The following is a 21,581-nucleotide window of genomic DNA, read 5'->3' on the forward strand; positions in this document are numbered from 1 at the left end:
CGTGGTGGGCGGGTCAACAGGGCGGGGCGGAGGTGGGTTCGGCACCGCCGGGTACGCAGCCGGTGGCTGATCGCCGTTGCGGCGGGAGTTTGTTCCCCGTACCCGCCCCTTCCCGAAACTGGGGGCAAGCCCCCAGACCCCGGGGTCCGGGGCGGAGCCCCGCCCTGCGGCGGAGCCGCAAATCGGATACAGCGGGAAGGGGCGGGATCAGGGAATCCCACCCCCGCCCTCCCCGTGGCACACCCCACCCCGCAGTGGTGGAGTAGGCACATGGCCCTCGAAGAGCAGCCCGCAAGCCCGCGCCACCGGCGCGACCGCGCCGCGCGCGCCGCCGTGCAGCAGGGCATCGTGACGCCGGACCACCCCGTGGCAGGCCTCCTCGACGTGCCGGGCATCCGCACCGCCGCCACCGCCCTGCGCACCGCGTTCGCGGACACCGGCGCCCGCACCGTCGACCACGCCTTCGCCGTGAAGGCCGCGCCCCTCGTGCCCGTGCTGCGGCTGCTCGCCGACGAAGGGTTCGGCTGCGAGGTGGCGAGCCCCGGAGAGCTGGCCCTGGCCCGCGCCGCCGGCGTGCCGCCGGAGCGCATCGTGCTGGACTCGCCCGCCAAGACCCCCGGCGAGCTGCGCACGGCCCTCGCGCTGGGCCTCGCGGTCAACGCCGACAGCAGGGAGGAGCTGGCCCGGCTGGACGCCCTGGTCGGCAGCGCCGGCAGCGCCCCCACCGCCTCGCGCCTCGGGCTGCGCGTCAACCCCCAGGTCGGCTGCGGCAGCATCGGCGCGCTCAGCACCGCCACCGGCACGTCCAAGTTCGGCGTGCCCCTGCGCGACGAGGGGGCGCGCGATTGGCTCGTGCGCGCCTACGCCGAGCGGCCGTGGCTGACCGGGATCCACGCCCACGTGGGCTCGCAGGGCTGCCCCCTGGAGCTGCTGGCCGAAGGCGTCCGCGACGCGTACGAACTGGCGGAGGAGGTCAACCGGACCGTCGGACGGCAGCAGATCCGCACCGTCGACATCGGCGGCGGACTGCCCGTCAACTTCGCCTCCGACAAGGCGACCCCCACGCACCGCGAGTACGCGCAGCTGCTCGCGGCGGCCGTACCGGGTCTGTTCGACGGGCGCTACGGCCTGGTGACGGAGTTCGGGCGCTCGCTGCTCGCCAAGAGCGGGATGATCCTGGCCCGGGTGGAGTACACCAAGACGTCCGGGGGCCGCCGGATCGCGGTGACGCACGCGGGCGCCCAGGTGGCGGTGCGGACCGTGTTCGCTCCCGCGTCCTGGCCGCTGCGGGTGGCGGTGTACGACGCCCGGGGGCTGCCCAAGGAGGCCGGGTCGGTGCCGCAGGACGTCGCGGGCCCGTGCTGCTTCGCGGGCGACCTCGTCGCGGTGAACCGGCCGCTGCCCCGCATCGACGCCGGGGACCACGTCGCCCTGCTCGACACGGGCGCGTACTACTTCTCGAACCACTTCGCGTACAACACGCTCCCCCGGCCGGGGGTTTACGGCTACGCCTGCGGCCAACAGAGCGAAGGAGAGGACGACGAGGACAACGGCGTCCGCTTCGCCACCGTGCGGCCCCCGCAGGCCCTCGCCGAGCTGGTCGCCGAGAGCGGCGCCGCACACGCGGGCGGGCTCAGCGCGCTCCGCTGACCGCTGCCGCGCCGGACACGCCTGAGCAGGTCGGGCGAAGTCCACTGCGGTTCGGCAGCGCCCCGAAGGGGCGCGGGGAACTGCGCGACCGGCCACGACGGCGCCGCGGTCGATCGACGACCCGGCACGGCACTTCCAGCGGAGCGCTCAGGCGCCCCTGCGCCTGGCGCCGCCGGGCAGGGCGTCGCCCGCGCCGGGACCGGTCGTCAGATAGCCGCGTACGGACGCACCCGCCGGGCTGCCCTTCACCCACTCGGGACGGACCCACAGCAGGGCCCCCTCCCGGCTCTCCAGCCTGCCCAGCCACAGGGCCTTCGCCCAGAGGCCGACGGCCGGACCGGCCATGGCCAGGCCGGCCGCGGCGGGCACCGCGAAGGAGGAGCCCACCGCGGCGAGGAAAGCGACGAGGAGCCACCAGCGACGGGACCGGCGCCAGTTCCGTATGGTCACGGCGCGGTCCTGGAGGAAGACGGACCGGCCGGCCCGCGACGCTCCCCGCGCCAGCTCCGCATAGCGTCTGCGCCGCGCCACGAAGGCCACGGCCGCCGCGGCGACGAACAGCACCGCGCCCGCCGCCAGTCCGATCCTGCGCCCCGTGAGCCCCGGCACCGGCAACCCGATGCCCGCGGCCAGCACGCCGAGCCACCACAGCCACCGGGCGGGCGCACGGACGATCACGGCCACCCGCGCCAGCGCATAAGCCCCGCGCCCCACGTCAGACCTCCTCGTTCCTGGACTCGCACGCGGCACCGTAGCCGACGATTCTGAGTGCGAGCTGAGAACGGCCAGGGGCTCCGGAGACCCCTGCTCTCAGGAGTCATACCCAGTCATACCCACTGGGCGCGGCGGGACCGGAGGACCTCACTCCGCCTCGCTCCGCCTCACTCCGCGAACAGGCCCCGCACCGCCGCCTTGGCGTCGAACTCCTCCAACCGCGCCTGCGCATCCGGCAATGCATCGCACATCGCCTCCAGCAGCACCCGCCCCAGCAGCATCGGCGCACACGCCGTGTCGAAGGCCAGACCCGTGCCCACCGCGGCCGGCAGCAGCAGATCACTGTGCCGGGCGACCGGCGCGAACGTGGAGTCGGCGACGGTGACCACCGTCAGTCCCGCGCCCTGCGCGTACTCCAGCGCCTCGACCACCTCGCGCGGATGCCGCGGCAGCGCGAAGCACAGCAGCGCGCTCGCCCCGGCCCGTACGGCCCCGTCGATGCGGTCGGCGAGCAGCGTGCCGCCCTCGACGAGCAGCCGCACGTCGGGGTGGACCTTGCGGGCGAAGTAGCCGAAGCCCGCGGCCTGGGCGGCCGCGGCCCGCAGGCCGAGGACGGGCAGCGGGCGGGAGGCGGCCAGCAGTCGGCCGGCGCGGGCCACGGGGGCCGGGTCGGCGAGCAGCGAGGCGAGGTGGCGGAGGTTGTCGATCTCGGCCTGGACGGCCTGCTGGTACTCGTTGTACGAGCCCTCGCCGGGCTTCTCCGCGGCGGGGGCGACCTCGCGCAGGTGCCTGCGCAGCGCCGGGTAGCCGTCGAAGCCGAGGGCCACCGCGAAGCGGGTCACGGACGGCTGGCTGACCCCGGCCAGCTCGGCCAGCTCCACGCTCGACAGGAACGGCGCGTCCGCCGCGCGCCGCACCATGCAGTGGGCGATGCGGCGCTGGGTGGGCGTCAGCCGGTGCCCCTCGAAGAGCTTCTGAAGCCGCGCGGTGGCTTCCGGTTCGCTGCCGGTCCCGCTCATCGGCCCTCCTCGGTCATTCGTCCCCGACCATTCATTCCACCCGTACCCTGCATGAAATTATGCAGGGTACGGGACGGAGAGACGTCTACAGCGGCGGCAGGAGCTTCTTCTGCGGCTTGCCCATCGCGTTGCGCGGCAGCGCCTCCATGAAGCGGATGCGGCGCGGCCGCTTGTGCACGGACAGGTGACCGGCCACGAAGTCGATCAGGGCCTGCTCGCTCACCCCGTCGGCCACCACATAGGCGACGATCTCCTGCCCCAGGTCCTCGTGCGGCAGCCCGACGACCGCCGCCTCGCTCACCGCCGGGTGGTCCAGCAGCGCGTTCTCGACCTCGCCCGCGCCGATGCGGTAGCCCCCGGACTTGATCAGGTCGGTCGAGGCGCGGCCCACGATGCGGTGGGTGCCGTCCTCCTCGATCGCCGCGATGTCGCCCGTGCGGAACCAGCCGTCGGCCGTGTACGCGGCCGCCGTCGCCTCCGGGCGGCCCAGGTAACCGGCGAACAGCGTCGGCCCGGACACCTCCAGCTCGCCGATGCCGCCCTCCTCGCCGGTCTCCACCACCCGGGTCCGCACCCCCGGCAGCGGCAGCCCCACCGAGCCCTGGCGGCGCTCGCCGTCGGCCCGGGTGGAGACGGTGATCAGGGTTTCGGTCATGCCGTACCGCTCCACGGGCCGCTGTCCCGTGAGCGCCTCCAGGTCCCGGAAGACGGGCGCAGGCAGCGCCGCACTGCCCGACACCAGCAGCCGGGCCCCGGCGAGCGCCCGCGCCGCGGAGTGGTCGCGCACCACGCGGGACCACACGGTCGGCACCCCGAAGTACAGGCTGCCGCCCGCGGCCGCGTACGCCTCCGGGGTCGGGCGGCCCGTGTGCACCAGGCGGCAGCCGGTGCGCAGCGCGCCCAGCACCCCCAGCACCAGGCCGTGCACATGGAAGAGCGGCAGCCCGTGCACGAGGGTGTCCTCGGCCGTCCACCGCCAGGCATCGGCGACCCCGTCCAGGCCCGCGGCGACCGCGCCGCGGGGGATGAGCGCGCCCTTGGGGGCCCCGGTCGTGCCGGAGGTGTAGAGCACGAACGCGGTCGCCCCGGGGCCGGCCTCGGGCCCGGACCACTCGCCCTTCTCCCCCAGGTCCACCGGCACGTCCTCGCCCAGCACCAGCTCGGCGCCGGAGTCGCGCAGGATGTGCTCGCGCTCGGCGGGGCCGGCGTCCGGCGGCAGCGGCACCACCGGGACGCCCGCGAGCAACCCGCCGACCACGGCGGCGACCGTCTCGGGCGTCGCCTCGGCGCGCACCGCCACCGAGGCCGCCCCGGCGATCCGGGACGCCACCGCGCCCGCGGCGCCCAGCAGTTCCTCCCGGGAGCAGGACCGCCCGGCGACGGTCAGCGCGTCCGGGCGGTCACGGGCGTCGGGCGCGGCAAGAGACGACAGCAGGGGTTCGGGCACGGAACTGCTCCTTCCACGGGCGCCCACCGGCATCGGGGGGCACCCCCTCTGCGGATACGGGTGCTGGCCCCAGCGACAACGGGCCCCCTTGACCGTACCGTTGCCCGCATGACGGCCCGCGACCCCGAGCTGAAGAAGGACCTCGACGCCACCCTGCAGACCCGCAAGGAGCTGGGTGCCGAGTACGAGGCGGAGTTGATCGACTCGTTCCTGGAGAAGGTCGAGCACCGCATGGACGAGAAGGTGGCCGCCACCGCCGAGCGGCAGGTCCGCCGGCACCTCGCCGAGCGGCAGATGAGCGCCGCCCGGGGCGCCCTGCCGCGCCGCCCCGGCGAGCCGGGCCCGGGCACCTTCGGCGAGCGCTTCGGCTTCGCCGCGGTCTCCATGGTGCTGGCCATCCCGCTCTCGGCGATCGGCGCGGTCAACGCGCACCTGCCGGGCCTGCTGGTGGCCTGGGCCGGGATCGTCGGGGTCAACGTCGCCCATGCGGCGGGCGGCGCGCCGTGGCAGCGCCGCAAGCAGGACGGCCGTTACGACGACTGAGAAAGCGCTTCGCGGGGGCCGCCGCACCTCGGCCGGAGCCGCGGTCGGGACGACGACGGCCCCCACGGAGGATGCGGCCCGGGTGCCGGGCCACATCCGGACGGCCGGGGTCCGGGAGCCGCTCCGGAGGTCCTGCCGCCGCGCTGGGATGCCGGTCCGGGAGGGAACCCCCCTCACCGGCACCCCTCACTATGCCGAGCCCGTGTTAAGTCCGTGCTGCGCGCACGTGACACATACGTACCTTTTATAGGCGGGCAGTTGGCCGTGCGGTGGCGGAACGGGCGGGCGGCGCCCGTCGCTTGCCGCCCCCGTGCCGCCTGCTTGCTGCCTGCTTGCGGCTTACTTGCCGCCGTTCTCCTCCGCCAGGAACGCCAGCAGGTCCTGACGGCTCACCACGCCCTTCGGCTTGCCCTCGACGAGCACGATCGCCGCATCGGCGTCGCCCAGCACGGCCATCAGGTCCGCGACCGGCTCGCCGGAGCCGACCTGCGGCAGCGGCAGGCTCATGTGCTTCTCCAGCGGGTCGTGGAGCGAGGCGCGCTGCGCGAAGAGCGCGTCCAGCAGGTCGCGTTCGACGACCGAGCCGACGACCTCGGCGGCCATCACGTCGGGGTGCCCCGCGCCCGGCTTGACGATGGGCATCTGCGAGACGCCGTACTCGCGGAGCACCTCGATGGCCTGACCCACCGTCTCCTCCGGGTGCATGTGCACCAGCGAGGGCAGGTCGCCGTCCTTGCGGTGCAGCACGTCGCCGACGCGCGCGGAGTCGCCGGCCTCCTCCAGGAAGCCGTAGTCGGCCATCCACTCGTCGTTGAAGATCTTGCTCAGGTAGCCGCGGCCGCTGTCCGGCAGCAGCACGACCACCACGTCCTCCGGGCCGAGCCGCTTGGCGACCTCCAGCGCGCTCACCACGGCCATGCCGCAGGAGCCGCCGACCAGCAGGCCCTCCTCCCTGGCCAGGCGGCGGGTCATCTGGAAGGCGTCCTTGTCGGAGACCGCGATGATCTCGTCGGTCACCGTGCCGTCGTAGCAGCTGGGCCAGAAGTCCTCGCCCACGCCCTCGATCAGGTACGGCCGGCCGGAACCGCCGCTGTAGACCGAGCCCTCGGGGTCGGAGCCGATGACCTGCACCCGGCCGTCACTGACCTCCTTGAGGTAACGGCCGGTGCCGCTGATCGTGCCGCCGGTGCCCACGCCCGCGACGAAGTGGGTGATCTTCCCCTCCGTCTGCTCCCAGAGCTCGGGGCCGGTGGAGTAGTAGTGCGAGAGGGGGTTGTTGGGGTTGCTGTACTGGTCCGGCTTCCAGGCGTTGGGGGTCTCGCGGACCAGCCGGTCGGACACGTTGTAGTAGGAGTCCGGGTGCTCCGGGGCGACCGCGGTCGGGCAGACGACGACCTCTGCCCCGTACGCCCGCAGCACGTTGATCTTGTCCTGGGAGACCTTGTCCGGGCACACGAAGATGCACTTGTAGCCCTTCTGCTGGGCCACGATCGCCAGACCCACGCCCGTGTTGCCGGACGTCGGCTCCACGATCGTGCCACCGGGCTTCAGCTCGCCCGACTTCTCGGCCGCCTCGATCATCCGCACGGCGATGCGGTCCTTCACGGAACCGCCGGGGTTGAAGTACTCGACCTTCGCGAGCACGGTGGCCTGAATTCCTTCGGTCACACTGTTGAGCTTCACGAGCGGGGTGTTGCCAACGAGCTCAATCATCGAATCGTGATACTGCACGGTGATCTCCGCGGTCGGGGGTACTAGCGTCGTCGCGTACCCATACGGCCAGCCTAGAGCGCATCCGACCGCACCAATGGCGCGTTGCACACCCCTGCCGCCGGGGCAACCTGCTGATAGCGCGCAGTGGCAAGGGAGCGCGAGGTTCGTGAAGCTTTTATGAAGCGTTTGTAAAACGGATTGCAGCGGGTTTCGTGGCGCTTTCGTGGCGCGGAGGAGGCCGGTCGATGTCCATGTCGAGGGCGAGGGCCGCGCGGCGGATCGCGGCCGCGGCGGCGTACGGAGGCGGCGGGGTCGGCCTGCTGGGCGGGGCGGCGCTCGGGGTGCTGCTCACCGAGGTCGCGCTGGCCAGGCGGGTGGTCGGCGGGGCCGGCGGCACCCCGCCGCACGCCGACGGCCGCTACGGCTCGGCCTTCGTGCACCGCCCGGGCCGCGAACCGCTGGTGCTGGGCGTCCTCGGCGACTCCACGGCCGCCGGGCAGGGCGTGCACCGGCCGCGGCAGACCCCCGGCGCCCTGCTGGCGACCGGCCTCGCCGCCGTCGCCGAGCGGCCCGTCGTCCTGCACAACGTCGCGCTCTCCGGCGCGCAGTCGTACGACCTGGAGCGGCAGGTCACCCAGATCCTCTCGGATCCCGAGCGGGCCCCCGACGTCTGCGTGATCATGATCGGCGCCAACGACGTCACCCACCGGGTGCCCTTCGCCCGCTCCGTGCGGCTGCTGTCCGAGGCGGTGAGCAGACTGCGGGACGCCGGCTGCGAGGTCGTCGTGGGCACCTGCCCCGACCTCGGCACGATCGAGCCCGTCTACCAGCCGCTGCGGTGGCTGGCGCGGCGGCTGAGCCGTCAGCTGGCGGCCGCCCAGACCATCGGCGTACTTGCGGCGGGCGGGCGCACGGTCTCGCTGGGCGATCTGCTGGGGCCCGAGTTCGCGGCGAACCCGCGGGAGCTGTTCGGGCCCGACAACTACCACCCGTCGGCGGAGGGATACGCCACCGCGGCCATGGCCGTGCTGCCCACGCTGTGCGCGGTGCTGGGCCTGTGGCCGGAGGAAGAGGAACGCCCGGACGCGGCTCGGCGCGAGGGCATACTGCCGGTCGCCCGCGCGGCCGCGGCGGCCGCGGCGGAAGGCGGCACGGAGGTCACGGCGGCACGCGGCCGCTGGGCCCTCCTCAAGCACCGCAAGCGCCGCCGCCTGCCACCGTCTGCTGCGGCGGGCTCGGAGGCGGAGCCTCCGTCCTCCGGCGCGGAGCGGGCTGACGCCGCGGGGGCGTGACTGTCTGTGGCGCGGGTCCTGTGGTGCGGGTCCGTGGTTCCGTGCGGGGCCGGGGTGGGACGGGCCCCTCCCGCCGGTGGGCAATCGCGCCGCAGTCAGGTTGTGGGCAATCGTTCCTCCCCCAGCTACCGCTGGGAGGTGCCCCCAGGCGATGGGGGTACCTCCCATGCCGTTCAGGCAATGGGGGAGGGTGGGCACAACCGGAACGACGGCCTGCACCCACCCCGGCAACCCCGGTACCGGGCACCAAGTCACCGCACAGGCCCCAGCCAGGGCCGTACCGTGGGAAAGAGTCCCTCGTCACAGCCACGAGCCCGTGACCACGAGCGTACTTGCGGGTAACTTCCCGGAGAGTCCAGCCAACTCGTGCCCCTGGAGCCGTGATGCCCGAAGCCGTCATCGTCTCGACCGCCCGCTCCCCCATCGGCCGCGCCTTCAAGGGCTCCCTCAAGGAGCTGCGGCCCGACGACCTCACCGCCACGATCATCCAGGCCGCGCTCGCCAGGATCCCGGCGCTGGACCCGCGCGAGATCGACGACCTGATGCTCGGCTGCGGCATGCCCGGCGGCGAGCAGGGCCACAACCTCGCCCGCATCGTGGCCGTGCAGATGGGCATGGACCACCTGCCCGCCACCACGATCACCCGCTACTGCGCCTCCTCGCTGCAGACCTCGCGGATGGCACTGCACGCGATCAAGGCGGGCGAGGGCGACGTCTTCATCTCGGCGGGCGTGGAGATGGTCTCCCGCTCGGTCAACGGCTCCTCGGACGGGATCCCCGGCACCCACAACCCCCTCTTCGCCGACGCCGAGGCCCGCACGGCCGCCCGCGCCGAGCAGGGCGGCGAGGGCTGGCACGACCCGCGCGAGGACGGCCTGATCCCGGACGCGTACATCGCGATGGGCCAGACCGCCGAGAATCTGGCCCGCCTCAAGGGCGTCACCCGCCAGGACATGGACGAGTTCGGCGTGCGGTCGCAGAACCTCGCCGAGGAGGCCATCGAGAAGGGCTTCTGGGAGCGCGAGATCACCCCGGTGACGCTGCCCGACGGCACGGTCGTCGCCAAGGACGACGGCCCGCGCGCGGGCGTGACCCTGGAAGGCGTCCAGGGCCTCAAGCCCGCCTTCCGTCCGGACGGCCTGATCACAGCGGCCAACTGCTGCCCGCTCAACGACGGCGCCGCCGCCGTGGTGATCATGTCCGACACCAAGGCGCGGGAGCTGGGCCTGACCCCGCTGGCCCGGATCGTCTCGACGGGCGTCTCGGCGCTCTCCCCCGAGATCATGGGCCTCGGGCCCGTGGAGGCCAGCAAGCAGGCGCTGCGGCGGGCCGGGCTGACCATCGGCGACATCGACCTGGTCGAGATCAACGAGGCCTTCGCGGCCCAGGTCATCCCCTCCTACCGGGACCTGGGCATCGACATCGACAAGCTCAACGTCAACGGCGGCGCGATCGCGGTGGGCCACCCCTTCGGCATGACGGGCGCACGGATCACCGGCACGCTGATCAACTCTCTCCAGTTCCACGACAAGCAGTTCGGGCTGGAGACCATGTGCGTCGGCGGTGGGCAGGGCATGGCCATGGTCATCGAGCGGATGAGCTGAGCCGCAGCGGAGGGTAGGGGTCGCCTGAGGCACGAAGGCGGCACCTGCCCGCAGCGGAGGCGAAGCTCAGCGCGACCACAAGCACGAGCGGCTGAGCTGAGCGGCTGAGCTGAGCAAATCCCGCTTTTAGTGGTCGGGTGGCATCTGCCCGCAGCATCATCCGGCCACCTTGCCGAAACGTGACCCAATCTCCCCCAGGATGTGACCAACATCCCGGGGGAGATTCGTTTCCCCAGGTCAGAGTGGTTGAAGGTACAACGTCCGGGCCCTAAGTCCCGTCCGGTTCACGACGTTTTGCACTGGGGGCCGCCGGAGACGTGCGCGAAGCTGAGGTAGGAATTCGGGGGATCCATAGCAACCGGGAGTACGTCAGTGAGCGCCATGTCCCTTGCCCTGCTGCTGGCCGCGGGTGCCGCCACGGCCGCGGGCGCCGCCGCCCTGTACAGCACTCGCGGTCTGCGCCGGCAGATCACCGCCCTGCGTGCCGACCTCGCGGCGGCCACCGAGGCCCGCGAGGAGCACCGTGCCGCGGTGCCCCCTGCCCGTTCCGCCCCCGTCGCGGAGCTGTCCGAGATACGCGCCGCCGTCGCCGACGCGCTCGCCGAGGAGCGCGAGCGGGAGCTGGCCGAGGCCCGTGCGTTCTGGGCCGCCCAGGAGGCCCGGGACCTGGCCGGTGCCGCCGATGCGCCGTCCGTGCTGGGCGGGCTGCCCGGGCTGGGCGACGAGTCGCTCGTCGAGGGCCCGTACGGCGGTCTCTTCCTGCCCCGCCAGGCCGACTTCGCCGGTTTCGACCCGATCGCCGCCGCGGAAGCCGCGGCCGACCTCGAGTCGGAGGCCGCGGACTCCCCCGAGCTGGCCGCCGCGCGGCGGCGCCACCCCTCGCACCCCGACTTCACCCCGGCGTCCGTCGCCGACGACCACGAGCGCACCGTGGAGCGGCTCGCGGAGCTGGCGGATGCGGAGATTCCGCTGGCGGACGTGCGGCCCGGGCCGCTGGGGACGCTCGATGTGTACGTCTTCGCCGACGGCACGACCGTCTGTATGACGCCCGGCCACCGGGAGACCTCGGAGCGGCTCGCGGAGGCGCTGCGGGGCGGGGACGCGCCCGTGCTGCTGGGCGGTTCCGGGGTCGCCGGGGCGTACGCGCTGACGTTCCGCTGCGCTTCCGGCTCCCTGTACGTGCTGGCCGACCGGGTGATCGCCTCGCTGTAGGGCTTACAGGCCCGCGCGGCGCGCCGCCTCCTCCACCAGGGCCACCGCTTCCGGCGTGCCGAATCCGGCCGGAACCGGCTCCCCGGAGGCCAGGGCTTCGGCCAAATCATGGCCGGCCACCGCCACTTGGTCGGCCACCGCGAACATGCCCGCGTCGGGCATCTCCCGGGGCTCCGCGCGTCCCGGCTCCTCGATCCGCTGCGTCCACCCGGACAACTCTCTGGCCAGGGCCAGCGCTTCCGCGGCCGCACCCCGGCTCAGTCGGGACTGGGGCAGGGCCCGCAGTCGGTCGGCGAAGCTGTCCACGGCATCCAGCAGAGGCGTCACATCATCCACGCCACGAGCCTATGCGCCGCCGACCGACTGTTGCCAATGGCTGAACACTCGGGCACGGTGACATGAAGGACCATCATTCGACGCGTCCGGAGGCGCCGATGTCCCACGTCTTCTCCGACGAGACCCACCGGAACCTGCTCTCCCGGATCCCCCAATGCACCGGCCGTGAAGTCTCCGAATGGCTGCGCACGGTCGACGAAGGCCCCTCCCTCGTCCGCTTCGAGGAGAAGGTCAGCTGGCTGCGCGGAGCGCACGACCTCGCGTACGGCCACGCCAAGGCGATCGTCCACGAATACGACCTCCGACGGGCCGCGCGCAAGCTGGGGTGAGGCCCCGCCCGGACGGCGGTCCGGCAGAACGGCACAGGGCCCGGGAAGGCGGTGCCTTCCCGGGCCCTGTGGTGCTCGCGGACGTCAGTCCTGGTTGAGGATCGCGATGATCCGGAGGATCTCCGTGTAGATCCACACCAGCGACAGCGTCAGACCGAAGGCGGCCAGCCAGGACTCCTCACGGGGGGCGCCGTACCGCACGCCGTCCTCGATCTGCTTGAAGTCCAGCGCCAGGAAGGCCGCACCCAGCAGCACGCCCACGACGCCCACGGCGATGCCCAGGCCGCCGCTGCGGAAGCCGAGGCCGTCACCGCCGCCGAAGACGGCGAACAGGGCGTTCGCGGCCATCAGCAGGATGAAGCCGATCGCGGCGCCGACCACGAAGCGCGTGAACCGCTGGTCGACCCGGATGATCCGGGTGCGGTAGGCGATGAGCACACCCGCGAAGACGGCCATCGTGCCCAGCACGGCCTGCATCGGGGCGCCGCGCGCGATGTCGTTGTACGCCTGGCTGAGGACGCCGAGGAAGAGACCCTCGAAGACCGCGTACGCCAGGATCAGGGCCGGGGCCGGCTTGGCCTTGAACGACTGGACGAGGCCGAGCACCATCGCCACGAGGCCCGCGCCGAAGCCGAGGGCCACGGGCAGGTCCAGCGCCCAGGCGAGGCCCGCGGCGACGATCACGGCGCCCAGCGTGATGGCGCTGCGCGCGACGACGTCGTCCATCGTCATGCGGCCCGCCTGGGCGGGCGCCTGCGGGTAGCGCTGCTGGACGTACGGCGCGCCCTGCGCGTCCTGCGCGTACGGGTTCCCCGCGTACGGGTTCGTGGGCTGGGCGTACGGGTTGTCGGCGTACGGGTTCGTCGCGTAAGGGTTGGCGGCCCCGGCCTGCGGCCCCGCGCCGAAGCCCGCGTAGCCGTTGTCGCGGCTGAACCCCCGTCGCGAGAAGACCGGGTTGCTGCTCCTCATCTCACTCCTCCATGGCCACCCTGCGCGGCCTTGCCGCTAAGGGTAATAGGTAGGCAAAAGAATGGCTCTCCTGCTTCGGGACGATCTTTTTGCCCGTGCATCCCCTACCTGACAACGCAATCCTGAGGTGGTCGGTTCCGCCCTGCAAACGACTGCGGGCCGGATGGCGGCGCCCCGGGGACGCCGCCGTCCGGCCCTGACCGCCGTCGGCCGAGGTCAGCCCTTGAGGGCGTTCACGCGCACGGCCATGTTGCCCGAGGGGTGCTTGTTCTCGTGCATGAGCTGGTGCGCCCGGCCGGTCTCCTCGAAGTCGCCGACCCAGGAGAGGCAGGGGTCGAGCTTCTTGCTCGCGGCCAGCTCGATCACCTGGCGGCACTGCTTGAGGTTGGCGAAGTGGGAGCCCTGGAGGCGCTTCTGCCGCATCCACAGGAAGCGCAGGTCCACGTCGGCGTTGTAGCCGGTCGTGCCGCCGCAGATGACCACCATGCCCGCGGTGTCGCACAGGTACATCGAGGTGGGGATGGTGTTCTGGCCGCTGTGCTCGAGCACGATCCTCGGCGACCGGCGCTCACCGATGATCTCCCAGAACCTGTTGCCGAAGGCGCGGGCGCCCTTCATCCACTTCGCCATGGCCGCGCCGTCCGTGGTGTCGGGGAGCCGGCCCCAGTGGTCGAAGTCGTTGCGGTTGATGTAGCCCTCCGCGCCGAGCTCCAGGCAGAACTTGCCGCGCTCGTCGTCGGAGACCACGGCGACGGGGATGCCGCCGCGGATGCGGGTGATCTGGATCGCCATCGAGCCGAGGCCGCCCGCGCCGCCCCAGATCAGCACCGGGTCGCCGGGCTCCACGGTGTGCGGGGCCCAGCCGCACAGCTGCCGGTAGGCGGTGGCTCCCGTCAGCAGGAAGCAGGCCGCCTCCTCCCAGGACAGGTTGGCGGGCTTGGGGTGGCACTGGTAGTCGGACACCAGGGCGTACTGCGCGAAGGTGCCGAAGTTGGTCTCGTACCCCCAGGCGGTCTGGGTGGCCGAGGTCATGGGGTCGGCGCCGAGCCGGATGTCCTGGGCGGTCTCGTCCCAGGTGCAGCCCGAGAGCATCACCTCGTCGCCGACGGACACGGACGTGACGCCCTCGCCCACGGCCCAGACGATGCCCGATCCCTCGGACCCGCCGATGTGGAAGTTCTCGGGCTCGCCCTTCTTGCGGCGGGCGGCGACGACGTCGTAGGGGTAGCCGAGGGAGGCCCAGACGTTGTTGTAGTTGATCCCCGCGGCCATGACGTAGACGAGCACCTGGCCGCGGCCGACCTTCGGCACGTCCACGACCTCCATGGCGAAGCCCTGCTCCGGCGGGCCGTACCGCTCCGGGCGGATGACCGACGCGTGCATGCGCGCGGGCACCTCGCCCAGGGGCGGCATCTGGCCGATGTCGTACAGGTCCTTGGTCAACTCTTCCTCCACATGATGTGACCCCCGTCGTTCTGCGGCAGTGGTCGGGTGCCGCGCGGTGCTGCGGTGCGCCGCGCGGCCGTGCGTGTTGCGTCAGGCGGCGGTCGCGGTCGCGAGTTCCCGGGCCAGGGACGCGGTGCTGGTGCCGCGGGCCAGACGGGCGACGGGAACCGGGACGCCCAGCTCCCGCTCCAGGCGCTTGCGCAGCTCGGTGGCCATCAGCGAGTCCATGCCGAGCCGGCTGAAGGGCTTGTTGACGTCGAGCCGGGTGACGCGCATCCCGAGCACCTCGGCGACGTGCTGCGCCACGCGGTCGGCGAGCGGCCGGTCGTCGTCGGCGGCGGGCGCCTCGGGGGCGGCCGCGACGGGAGCGGCGGCGGGCTGCGCGGCGGCCGGGGCGGGGACGGGGGCCACCGGGGCCGCGGCGGGTGCCGCGAGCGGCGCGGGGGCCGTCTCCCGGGCCGGGGCGGCGGGGGCCGGGGCGGCCGCCGCCTGTCCGAGTCCGCCCGTGGCGATGCGCAGGCTGCCCCGCAGCTCGATCACGAAGCCGCTGGCCGGGTCGGTCAGCCGCAGCTCGCCGGTCAGCTCGACGCCCTGGTCCGCGGGGGCGGTCGTGGCGCGGTCCCGGCGCTCCTCCGGCTCCGCCGCTCTCGTGTGCTCAGCCGCCATGGTCGCGTTCACCTTGTCTTCCTCGGTCTTCTCGCCGGTCCGGCGACGTATCGGCATGCCCTTGGCCTCGGCGACGACCTGCCGGTCCGCGTCGAAGAGGGCGACGTCCAGGGCGAGCCCGCCCGCCGCGTCCTGCGTGATCCGGCACGTGGTCCACAGCTCCTCCGTCGCCGGGCCGGACACCAGGAACCCGGTGATGCGCGGCTCCAGCAGCGACGGGTCGGCCACCAGCGCCAGGCCGGGCTGGTAGGCCGCCCCCACCAGCCGGGGGTGCACCGGGTGGCCGGGGCGCGGCTCCAGCCCCGCGGGGCGGCGCAGCCGGGCGACGGCCTCGCCCTGCCCGATCCGGACCTCCTCCAGGAGGCGCGGGAGCATGCCGCCCGGGTCGGTGCGGCGGTAGAACTCCGCGGCGTCCAGGCGCTCGGTGCACCGGCCCAGGACGTCCTCGAGCGGCGCGGGCGCGGCGTCGGCGCCGGGCAGGGCGGTGACGGTGCCAGAGGCGCGCCCGGTCCACTCGCCCTGGCCCGGTGCGGGCCGGCTGGTGAGTTCGAACCGCCAGGTCCGGTCCTCGGCCTCGGGGGTCAGGACGACCCGCAGCACGGGCTGCTCCCCGGGGTGCACCAGCAGCGGCTCCCCGATGTCGGCGCCGGTCAGCCGCACCGCCTCGGTGCCCGCGGTGCGGGCGGCCGCGGCCCGGACCGCCTCCGTGAACTCGGGCCCGTGCACCACGGCCGGTCCGCCGGCCGGGTCCGCGGTGACGAACGGCGAGCCGGGCTCGTCCAGCCGGAACTCGTGGGTCTGCGGCAGCGCGTCGAGGTCCTCCACCCAGTAGCTCTCGCGCTGCCAGGGGTAGGCGGGCAGGGGCACGCAGCGGCCGCTGCCGTGAAGCTTGTTCCAGTCGACGGCGACCCCGGCCTCGTACGCCTTGCCCAGGTGGGTCAGCAGGGTCTCGCGCTCGGGCTCCTCGCGCAGGAGCGAGCCGATGGCGGCGCCGGGCAGGCCGGCGTCCTCCAGGGTGTCCTTGACCGCGCCGGACAGCACGGGGTGCGGGCTGATCTCGATGAAGACGGTCTCGGCCTCGGCGGCGGTGGTGAGCACAGCCTCGTGGAAGTGGACGCGGCCGCGGATGTTGCGGACCCAGTACGAGGCGTCGAGCCCGGCTCCGTCCACCAGCTCGCCGGTGACCGTGGAGCGCAGCGGCACCCGGCCGGCGTGCGGCTCGATGTCCCGCAGTTCCTCGGCGAGTTCGCCGAGCAGCGGTTCCATCTTGGCGCAGTGCGAGGCGGCCTCGGCCTTCATGATGCGGCAGAAGACGTCGCGGGCGTCCAGCTCGGCCTTGATCTTCTCGATGCCCTCGACCTCGCCGGCCAGGACGGTGGTGCGCGGGCCGTTGCTGGCCGCGACGGAGACGTCGACGGCGAGGTCGGCGATGAGCCGCTCGGCGTCGGCGGCGGTCAGGGCGGCCACCGACATGGTGCCCTGGCCGGCCACGCGGTCGCGGATCAGCCGGGCGCGGCGGCAGACCACGGCCGCGGCGTCGGCCAGGTCGAGGGCGCCCGCCACGCAGGCGGCCGCGGACTCGCCCATGCTGTGCCCGATGACCACGTCCGGCTCGACTCCCCAGGCCCGCCAGGTCTCGGCGAGGGAGACCTGGACGGCCCAGAGCACGGGGTGGACGACGGCGACGGTCTCGGAGCGCAGGTCGGTGCCGTCGGTGAGGCGGTCGATGACGGACCAGCCGGTCTCGGCACGGACGGCCTCGTCGCAGCGGATGAGCGCGGCGCTGAACGCCGGGGAGGCGTCCATGAGTTCGCGGGCCATGCCGATCCACTGCGAGCCGTGGCCGGAGAAGACGAAGGCGACCCGGGGGCTGCCCGCGTAGCCCGTCTCGCCGTCCTCGTCCAGGGCCTCGCGCAGCCGGGCGGCCAGGGCGTCGTGGCTGTCGCCGACGACGGAGAGCCTGCAGTCGTTGTGGACGCGGCGGGTGGCGGCGGTGTGGCAGAGGTCGGCGAGGTCCGCGGAGCGGCCGGCGCCGTCGGGGCCGAGGTGGCCGGCGAGATCCCGGGCCCGCTGCCGCAGGGCCTCGGGGGAGGCGGCGGAGAGCGTCAGCAGGTGCTCGGCGCCGCTCTCCGGGCCCGCGGCGGGCTCCTCGGCGCTCCCGGCGGGCCCGGCCTCGGTGAGCACCAGGTGCACGTTGGTGCCGGAGACGCCGAAGCCGCTCACTCCGGCGGTCAGCGTCCGCCGGCGGTCCGTCAGCGGCACGGCACCGGCGTGCGGGATGTCGACATGCGCGCCGTCCCAGTCGACCGACGAGGTGCGCTCGGTGACGTGCAGGCTGCGGGGGATCGTGCGGTGCTGGAGGGCCATCACGGTCTTGATCAGCCCGAGGACGCCGGCGGCGGAGCCGGTGTGCCCGATGTTGCTCTTGACCGAGCCGACGTACAGCGGCTGCCCCGCGGGGCGCTCGGCTGCCATGACGGAGGTGATCGCGCCGAGTTCGACGGGGTCTCCGGCGCGGGTGCCGGTGCCGTGGCACTCGATGTAGTCCACCTCGGCCACCGGGATCCCGGCGTGGTCGTAGGCCAGCTGCAGCATCTGCTGCTGGCCGCTGAGCGCGGGGTTGATCATGGTGTCGCTGCCGGCACCGTCGTTGTTCATGCCCCAGCCGCGGATGACCGCGCGGATGGGGTCGCCGTCCGCGAGGGCGCGGTCCAGCGGCTTGAGGAGGACCGCCCCGACGCCCTCGCTGAAGACGAAGCCCGAGGCGGAGGCGTCGCCGAACCGGCAGTTGTCCGCGAAGACGTTGGCGTCGACGAAGCCGTGGTTCTCGGTGCTGGTCAGCAGCAGCTGGGAGCCGCCCGCGATGGCCAGGGTGGACTCGCCGGACTCCAGGCTCTGGCAGGCGAGCGCGATGGCGGTCAGGGAGGAGGAGCAGGCGGTGTCGACGGAGATGCCCGGGCCGGTCACGTCCAGGGCGAAGGAGACCCGGCCGGTGGTGGTGGAGCGGGAGCCGGCGCCGAGCGAGGCGTGGATGTCGGGCGCCCCGACGGACTGCTGCAGCTCCCAGTAGTGCACGGCGGTGGTGCCGACGTAGACCCCGGTGCGGGTCCCGGCCAGCTTGGCGGTGTCCTGGCCGGCGTCCTCCAGGGCCTCCCAGACGGTCTCCATGAAGAGCCGCTGCTGGGGGTCCATGCCCGCCGCCTCCCTCGGGGAAATCCCGAAGTATTCGGCGTCGAACAGGTCCACGTCGTCGAGCAGTCCGGAGCGCACGCGTGCCCCGGGAATCTGGTACGGCCGGCCGAATCGGGTCGGCGGCACGTCCTCGACCGAACAGGCCTCGTCCATCAGGAGTTTCCAGAAGGCCTCGGGTCCGTCGGCGCCGGGCACCCGGCATCCGATTCCCACGATCGCGATCGGTGCAGGCCGCACGGGGTCGTATTCGCCCATGATGTACGTGACTTCCTTGCATCGGAGGGGAAATCGCGCGGCAGTGGGCCTGCGCGGGGTCGGTCTCCGACTCTGGAATACGCGCAAGGGATGTTCAAGAGGCCGTCCGGTAATTGCCGCGGCGCCCCCGGAGCGGCTGAAAAGCGAGGGCGCCGCTGACAGGTTCCTGACTCGGTGTGACGCGGCCGACACGGTCGGGACTCACGTCCGTAACAGCCCGATGCCGGCGGCGTAGACCCCTGCCTGGAAGCGGGAGCGCGCGCCCAGCAGGCGCATGATGTCGGCGACCCGCCTGCGGTAGGTGCGTACGGAGATCTCGAGTTCGCGGGCGGCCACGTCGTCGGTGTAGCCCTCGCCGAGCATGCGCAGGATGCGCACCCCGGAGTCCTGGCGGAGGCACTCGTGCAACTGCTGATATCGCGTCAGCGGGGCGGCGCGGTGCCATGCCGTCAGCATGATGTCGTGCAGCGCCCCCACCACCCCCGGGGCGCGGACCACCGACGCCTCGGTGTCCCTGCCGGGCTCGCCGGACCGGACGAGGGCGACGCGCTGGTCGACGACGACGGTGGCGTAGTGCACCCCGGGGGCGAGCCGGATCTCCACCTCGTCGACGAGGCCGGCGAGTTCGGCCAGGCGCTGGTCGGCGGCCGACTCGGGCGGCGCGAGGATCTGGACCCGGGTGCCCTCCGTCCGGCGGGCGGCGAGGGCGCTCAGCGCCGAGCCCACCATCAGGAGCGCATCGCGGGTGTTGGGTATGTGGATGTTCACCGAGGACTTGGCCTGGGCCACGATGCGGTTGAGCGCACCGGCGGCCACGGACCTGTCGTCGATGTCCGCGAGGGTCGAGTCCTCCAGCGTGCGAATTTGACTGTTGTTCACGACGGATTCGATCAGAGATCGCATCTGCGACAGCACCTGGTCGATTTCGCCGTCCACCGCGCCGGAACCGTCCGGCGGTTCCGTGGGAATGCCCCGGTCGGATACGTCGGGGACCACGTAGAGAGAATTGGGAATACGCATGCACGCCCCAGTGAGTTCGCTGAATCCCGTCCAAGAACGGCGAGCTGCGCACGCAATCTCAAGGGGTTGGCAAGAAACCGGGAAAGGATGCGCAGAGACGGCCGAAAACCCTTGCCTCCCTACAACTCGCGCCTCCCCCGCATTCACGGACCGCCAGGAGTTACGCTACAGACCGTAGCGTAACTCCGTCAATGAACAACTGTTTCCGGGCAGTTGATATTCGGCCAAATGGCCGGTGAACCACCCCGCGGCACATCCCTGTCCGGCGCCCTTCCGGCCCCCTGATCAGCTACGCCGCCCCTCCCGTCCGCCGATTCCCCGCCGGGGCACGGTACCTCGCCACCGCGGGGGCCTGGCTATTTTTGCGCGGTGCGCAATTCTGCGCGGCACGCACTTTCTGTACTGTGACCGCCATGGGCACAGCACAGAAGGGCGCCTCCGGCCCCGGACTCCGGGAGCGCAAGAAGCAGTCCACCCGGACGGCACTGGGCCTGGCGGCACTGCGACTGGCCGCGGAGCGCGGCTGGGAGGCCGTGCGCGTGGAGGACATCGCGGCCGCGGCCGGGGTCTCGGCCCGCACCTTCAACAACTACTTCTCCAGCAAGGAGGAGGCCGTCATGGCCACCGGCACCGAACGGGCCGAGCGCGCCCGGGAGGCGCTGCGCGCCCGGCCGGCCGAGGAGCCGCTGTGGGAGGCCCTGACCCACGCGCTCGTCGAAACCCTGCAGGCCGAGCCCGACTTCGAGCCGTCCGTCCTGCTGCGCGCCCGGCTGGCGATCGCCCATTCCCAGCTGGCCGCCGAACAGCTCCGGTTCGAGGCGTCGATGGCCGCCACCCTGGCCGCCGAGATCGCCCGGCGCACCGGCACCGACCCCGAGCGGGACCTCTACCCACGGCTGGCGGCCACGCTCGCCATCACCACGACCCGGCTCAGCTTCGAGCACTGGGTGACCAGCGGCTCCGGCACCCCCGTCCGGGAGGTCGTGCAGCAGGCGATGCAGAGCGTCCGCGTCGACCTCTGACGTACGCACAGAGAGCCCCTACGCACACAGAGAGAGTCACCGCCATGTCCCGTACGCCTGCCAGTACCGATCCCGCCGCCGCTGCGGCGGCGGGCTGGCGCAAGGTCCCGGTCCTGATCGTCGCCCTCACCGCCCTGCTCGCGGCCATGCTCACCGCCTTCGCGTTACCGGCCGTCAACTCCGGCCCGCACAAGGTGCCGATCGCCGTCGCGGGCCCCGAGGCCGCCGCCGACAAGGTCGCCGCGCAGCTGGAGGAGGCCAAGCCCGGCGCCTTCAGCGTCAAGAAGGTCGCCGACGCCGACACCGCCCGCGAGCGGATCGACGACCGCAAGGTCTACGGCGCGGTGGTCCTCGGCAGCACGCCGGGGGCCAAGCCCGAGGTCCTGATCGCCACCAAGGCCAGCCCGACGGTCGCCGTGGCGCTGCGCAACCTGGCCCGTTCCCTCGACCCGGCCACCGCCAACTCCCCCGTGCAGGTCAAGGACCTCTACCCGCCCACGGAGGACGACCCCAACGGCGTGGGCCTCGCGTCCGGCGCGCTGCCGCTGGTGCTCGGCGGCTACCTCGCCGCGCTGCTGATCCTGACCCTGCTGCGCGTCCCGGCCCAGCAGGGCGCCACCGCGCTCGGCTTCTCGGTCCTCGCCGGCTTCGCGCTCAGCGCCCTGCTGAAGTACGGCTTCGGCATCACCGACGGCAGCTACGCGATGATCTCCCTGACCGTCGCCTTCAGCACGGCCGCCACCTGCGTGACCATCATGGGCCTGCGGGCCGTGCTGGGCGGGCCCGGCATCGGCCTGGGCGCGGCCATGATGATCCTCCTGGGCAACCCGCTGTCCGGGCTGACCGGCGGCCCGGAGTGGCTGCCCGCCCCCTGGGGCGCCTTCGGCCAGTACCTTCCGCCGGGCGCGGGCGGCACCCTGCTGCGCTCGGTCGCCTTCTTCGACGGCTCCGGCAGCTCGCACGCCCTGATCGTGCTGTCCTGCTGGCTGGTCGCCGGACTCGCGATGTTCGTGATCGGCAGCCGCCGCGAGCAGGCCAAGGCGGCCGCCGCCGCAGCCGGCGCCCCGGCCCCCGGCAAGGAGCCGCAGGCCACCCTCGCGTCGTGATCCGCCCGTGCGGGGCCGGGTGCGCCCGGCCCCGCACGGCGTTCCC

General features: G+C 73.2%; 17 protein-coding genes. 8 read left to right on the forward strand and 9 right to left on the reverse strand.

Annotation, left to right across the window (positions count from 1 at the left end; translation table 11 throughout):
* Positions 1–270: 270 nt before the first annotated feature.
* Positions 271–1,650 carry a type III PLP-dependent enzyme domain-containing protein gene (locus tag AC1Z4A_RS12045; protein ID WP_483678114.1) on the forward strand — a complete coding sequence of 460 codons (1,380 nt, stop codon included), beginning with the start codon at positions 271–273 and terminating at the stop codon, positions 1,648–1,650.
* A gap of 147 nt (positions 1,651–1,797) precedes the next feature.
* On the opposite strand, the gene AC1Z4A_RS12050 is transcribed toward AC1Z4A_RS12045, so the two are convergent.
* From AC1Z4A_RS12050 to AC1Z4A_RS12060, 3 genes are all read right to left on the reverse strand, one after another.
* On the reverse strand, positions 1,798–2,364 hold the full coding sequence (locus AC1Z4A_RS12050) for a hypothetical protein (RefSeq protein WP_483678116.1): 567 nt from the start codon (positions 2,362–2,364) through the stop codon (positions 1,798–1,800).
* 167 nt (positions 2,365–2,531) lie between these two features.
* Entirely contained in the window at positions 2,532–3,383 is an 852-nt protein-coding gene (locus AC1Z4A_RS12055; RefSeq protein ID WP_483678118.1) for a MurR/RpiR family transcriptional regulator, read from the reverse strand.
* 85 nt (positions 3,384–3,468) lie between these two features.
* The gene (locus AC1Z4A_RS12060; RefSeq protein ID WP_483678119.1) at positions 3,469–4,830 is read right to left on the reverse strand and encodes an acyl-CoA synthetase; all 1,362 of its coding nucleotides are present in this window, start codon (positions 4,828–4,830) and stop codon (positions 3,469–3,471) included.
* 108 nt (positions 4,831–4,938) lie between these two features.
* On the opposite strand from AC1Z4A_RS12060, the gene AC1Z4A_RS12065 reads away from it, so the two are divergent.
* Complete coding sequence (locus AC1Z4A_RS12065) at positions 4,939–5,373, forward strand: hypothetical protein (RefSeq protein ID WP_483678121.1); 435 nt, start codon at positions 4,939–4,941, stop codon at positions 5,371–5,373.
* Positions 5,374–5,712: 339 nt separating this feature from the next.
* On the opposite strand, the gene AC1Z4A_RS12070 is transcribed toward AC1Z4A_RS12065, so the two are convergent.
* Positions 5,713–7,104: a cystathionine beta-synthase gene (locus tag AC1Z4A_RS12070; protein WP_483678123.1), complete on the reverse strand. Its 1,392-nt coding sequence runs from the start codon at positions 7,102–7,104 to the stop codon at positions 5,713–5,715.
* 227 nt (positions 7,105–7,331) lie between these two features.
* On the opposite strand from AC1Z4A_RS12070, the gene AC1Z4A_RS12075 reads away from it, so the two are divergent.
* The 3 genes from AC1Z4A_RS12075 (at position 7,332) to AC1Z4A_RS12085 (ending at position 11,194) form a co-directional block, all read left to right on the forward strand.
* On the forward strand, positions 7,332–8,378 hold the full coding sequence (locus AC1Z4A_RS12075) for an SGNH/GDSL hydrolase family protein (RefSeq protein ID WP_483678126.1): 1,047 nt from the start codon (positions 7,332–7,334) through the stop codon (positions 8,376–8,378).
* A 383-nt stretch (positions 8,379–8,761) separates the two neighbouring features.
* Positions 8,762–9,982 carry an acetyl-CoA C-acetyltransferase gene (locus AC1Z4A_RS12080; protein WP_483678130.1) on the forward strand — a complete coding sequence of 407 codons (1,221 nt, stop codon included), beginning with the start codon at positions 8,762–8,764 and terminating at the stop codon, positions 9,980–9,982.
* 372 nt (positions 9,983–10,354) lie between these two features.
* Positions 10,355–11,194 carry a hypothetical protein gene (locus tag AC1Z4A_RS12085; protein WP_483678132.1) on the forward strand — a complete coding sequence of 280 codons (840 nt, stop codon included), beginning with the start codon at positions 10,355–10,357 and terminating at the stop codon, positions 11,192–11,194.
* 3 nt (positions 11,195–11,197) lie between these two features.
* Here AC1Z4A_RS12085 and AC1Z4A_RS12090 read toward each other — a convergent pair whose 3' ends face one another.
* Entirely contained in the window at positions 11,198–11,530 is a 333-nt protein-coding gene (locus tag AC1Z4A_RS12090) for a hypothetical protein (protein ID WP_483678134.1), read from the reverse strand.
* A gap of 98 nt (positions 11,531–11,628) precedes the next feature.
* Between AC1Z4A_RS12090 and AC1Z4A_RS12095 the strand changes: the two genes are divergently transcribed.
* Positions 11,629–11,859, forward strand: a complete 231-nt coding sequence (locus AC1Z4A_RS12095; protein ID WP_483683572.1) for a DUF4287 domain-containing protein — start codon at positions 11,629–11,631, stop codon at positions 11,857–11,859.
* 84 nt (positions 11,860–11,943) lie between these two features.
* Here the strand turns inward: AC1Z4A_RS12095 and AC1Z4A_RS12100 are convergent, their stop codons facing one another.
* The 4 genes from AC1Z4A_RS12100 to AC1Z4A_RS12115 all read right to left on the reverse strand — a co-directional run bounded on the left by AC1Z4A_RS12100 (position 11,944) and on the right by AC1Z4A_RS12115 (position 19,407).
* Positions 11,944–12,828 (reverse strand): Bax inhibitor-1/YccA family protein, encoded by an 885-nt coding sequence (locus tag AC1Z4A_RS12100; RefSeq protein WP_483678135.1) that lies wholly within the window; start codon positions 12,826–12,828, stop codon positions 11,944–11,946.
* A 216-nt stretch (positions 12,829–13,044) separates the two neighbouring features.
* Positions 13,045–14,271 carry a crotonyl-CoA carboxylase/reductase gene (gene ccrA / locus AC1Z4A_RS12105; RefSeq protein WP_483678137.1) on the reverse strand — a complete coding sequence of 409 codons (1,227 nt, stop codon included), beginning with the start codon at positions 14,269–14,271 and terminating at the stop codon, positions 13,045–13,047.
* Between the two features lie 93 nt (positions 14,272–14,364).
* Positions 14,365–18,387 (reverse strand): type I polyketide synthase, encoded by a 4,023-nt coding sequence (locus AC1Z4A_RS12110; protein WP_483678139.1) that lies wholly within the window; start codon positions 18,385–18,387, stop codon positions 14,365–14,367.
* A gap of 201 nt (positions 18,388–18,588) precedes the next feature.
* Positions 18,589–19,407 (reverse strand): helix-turn-helix transcriptional regulator, encoded by an 819-nt coding sequence (locus tag AC1Z4A_RS12115; protein WP_483678143.1) that lies wholly within the window; start codon positions 19,405–19,407, stop codon positions 18,589–18,591.
* A gap of 413 nt (positions 19,408–19,820) precedes the next feature.
* Between AC1Z4A_RS12115 and AC1Z4A_RS12120 the strand changes: the two genes are divergently transcribed.
* On the forward strand, positions 19,821–20,429 hold the full coding sequence (locus AC1Z4A_RS12120) for a TetR/AcrR family transcriptional regulator (RefSeq protein WP_483678145.1): 609 nt from the start codon (positions 19,821–19,823) through the stop codon (positions 20,427–20,429).
* 44 nt (positions 20,430–20,473) lie between these two features.
* Positions 20,474–21,535 (forward strand): hypothetical protein, encoded by a 1,062-nt coding sequence (locus AC1Z4A_RS12125; RefSeq protein WP_483678147.1) that lies wholly within the window; start codon positions 20,474–20,476, stop codon positions 21,533–21,535.
* The last annotated feature ends 46 nt before the right edge of the window (positions 21,536–21,581 follow it).

Source organism: Streptomyces sp. 17_S59, assembly GCF_056930295.1.

Coding starts and splice junctions, on each gene's coding strand:
- AC1Z4A_RS12075 (WP_483678126.1), top strand. CDS start 7,332: ATGTCCATGTCGAGGGCGAGGGCCGCGCGGCGGATCGCGGCCGCGGCG.
- AC1Z4A_RS12115 (WP_483678143.1), bottom strand. CDS start 19,407: ATGCGTATTCCCAATTCTCTCTACGTGGTCCCCGACGTATCCGACCGG.
- AC1Z4A_RS12125 (WP_483678147.1), top strand. CDS start 20,474: ATGTCCCGTACGCCTGCCAGTACCGATCCCGCCGCCGCTGCGGCGGCG.
- AC1Z4A_RS12120 (WP_483678145.1), top strand. CDS start 19,821: ATGGGCACAGCACAGAAGGGCGCCTCCGGCCCCGGACTCCGGGAGCGC.
- AC1Z4A_RS12065 (WP_483678121.1), top strand. CDS start 4,939: ATGACGGCCCGCGACCCCGAGCTGAAGAAGGACCTCGACGCCACCCTG.
- AC1Z4A_RS12110 (WP_483678139.1), bottom strand. CDS start 18,387: ATGGGCGAATACGACCCCGTGCGGCCTGCACCGATCGCGATCGTGGGA.
- AC1Z4A_RS12100 (WP_483678135.1), bottom strand. CDS start 12,828: ATGAGGAGCAGCAACCCGGTCTTCTCGCGACGGGGGTTCAGCCGCGAC.
- AC1Z4A_RS12095 (WP_483683572.1), top strand. CDS start 11,629: ATGTCCCACGTCTTCTCCGACGAGACCCACCGGAACCTGCTCTCCCGG.
- AC1Z4A_RS12055 (WP_483678118.1), bottom strand. CDS start 3,383: ATGAGCGGGACCGGCAGCGAACCGGAAGCCACCGCGCGGCTTCAGAAG.
- AC1Z4A_RS12045 (WP_483678114.1), top strand. CDS start 271: ATGGCCCTCGAAGAGCAGCCCGCAAGCCCGCGCCACCGGCGCGACCGC.
- AC1Z4A_RS12080 (WP_483678130.1), top strand. CDS start 8,762: ATGCCCGAAGCCGTCATCGTCTCGACCGCCCGCTCCCCCATCGGCCGC.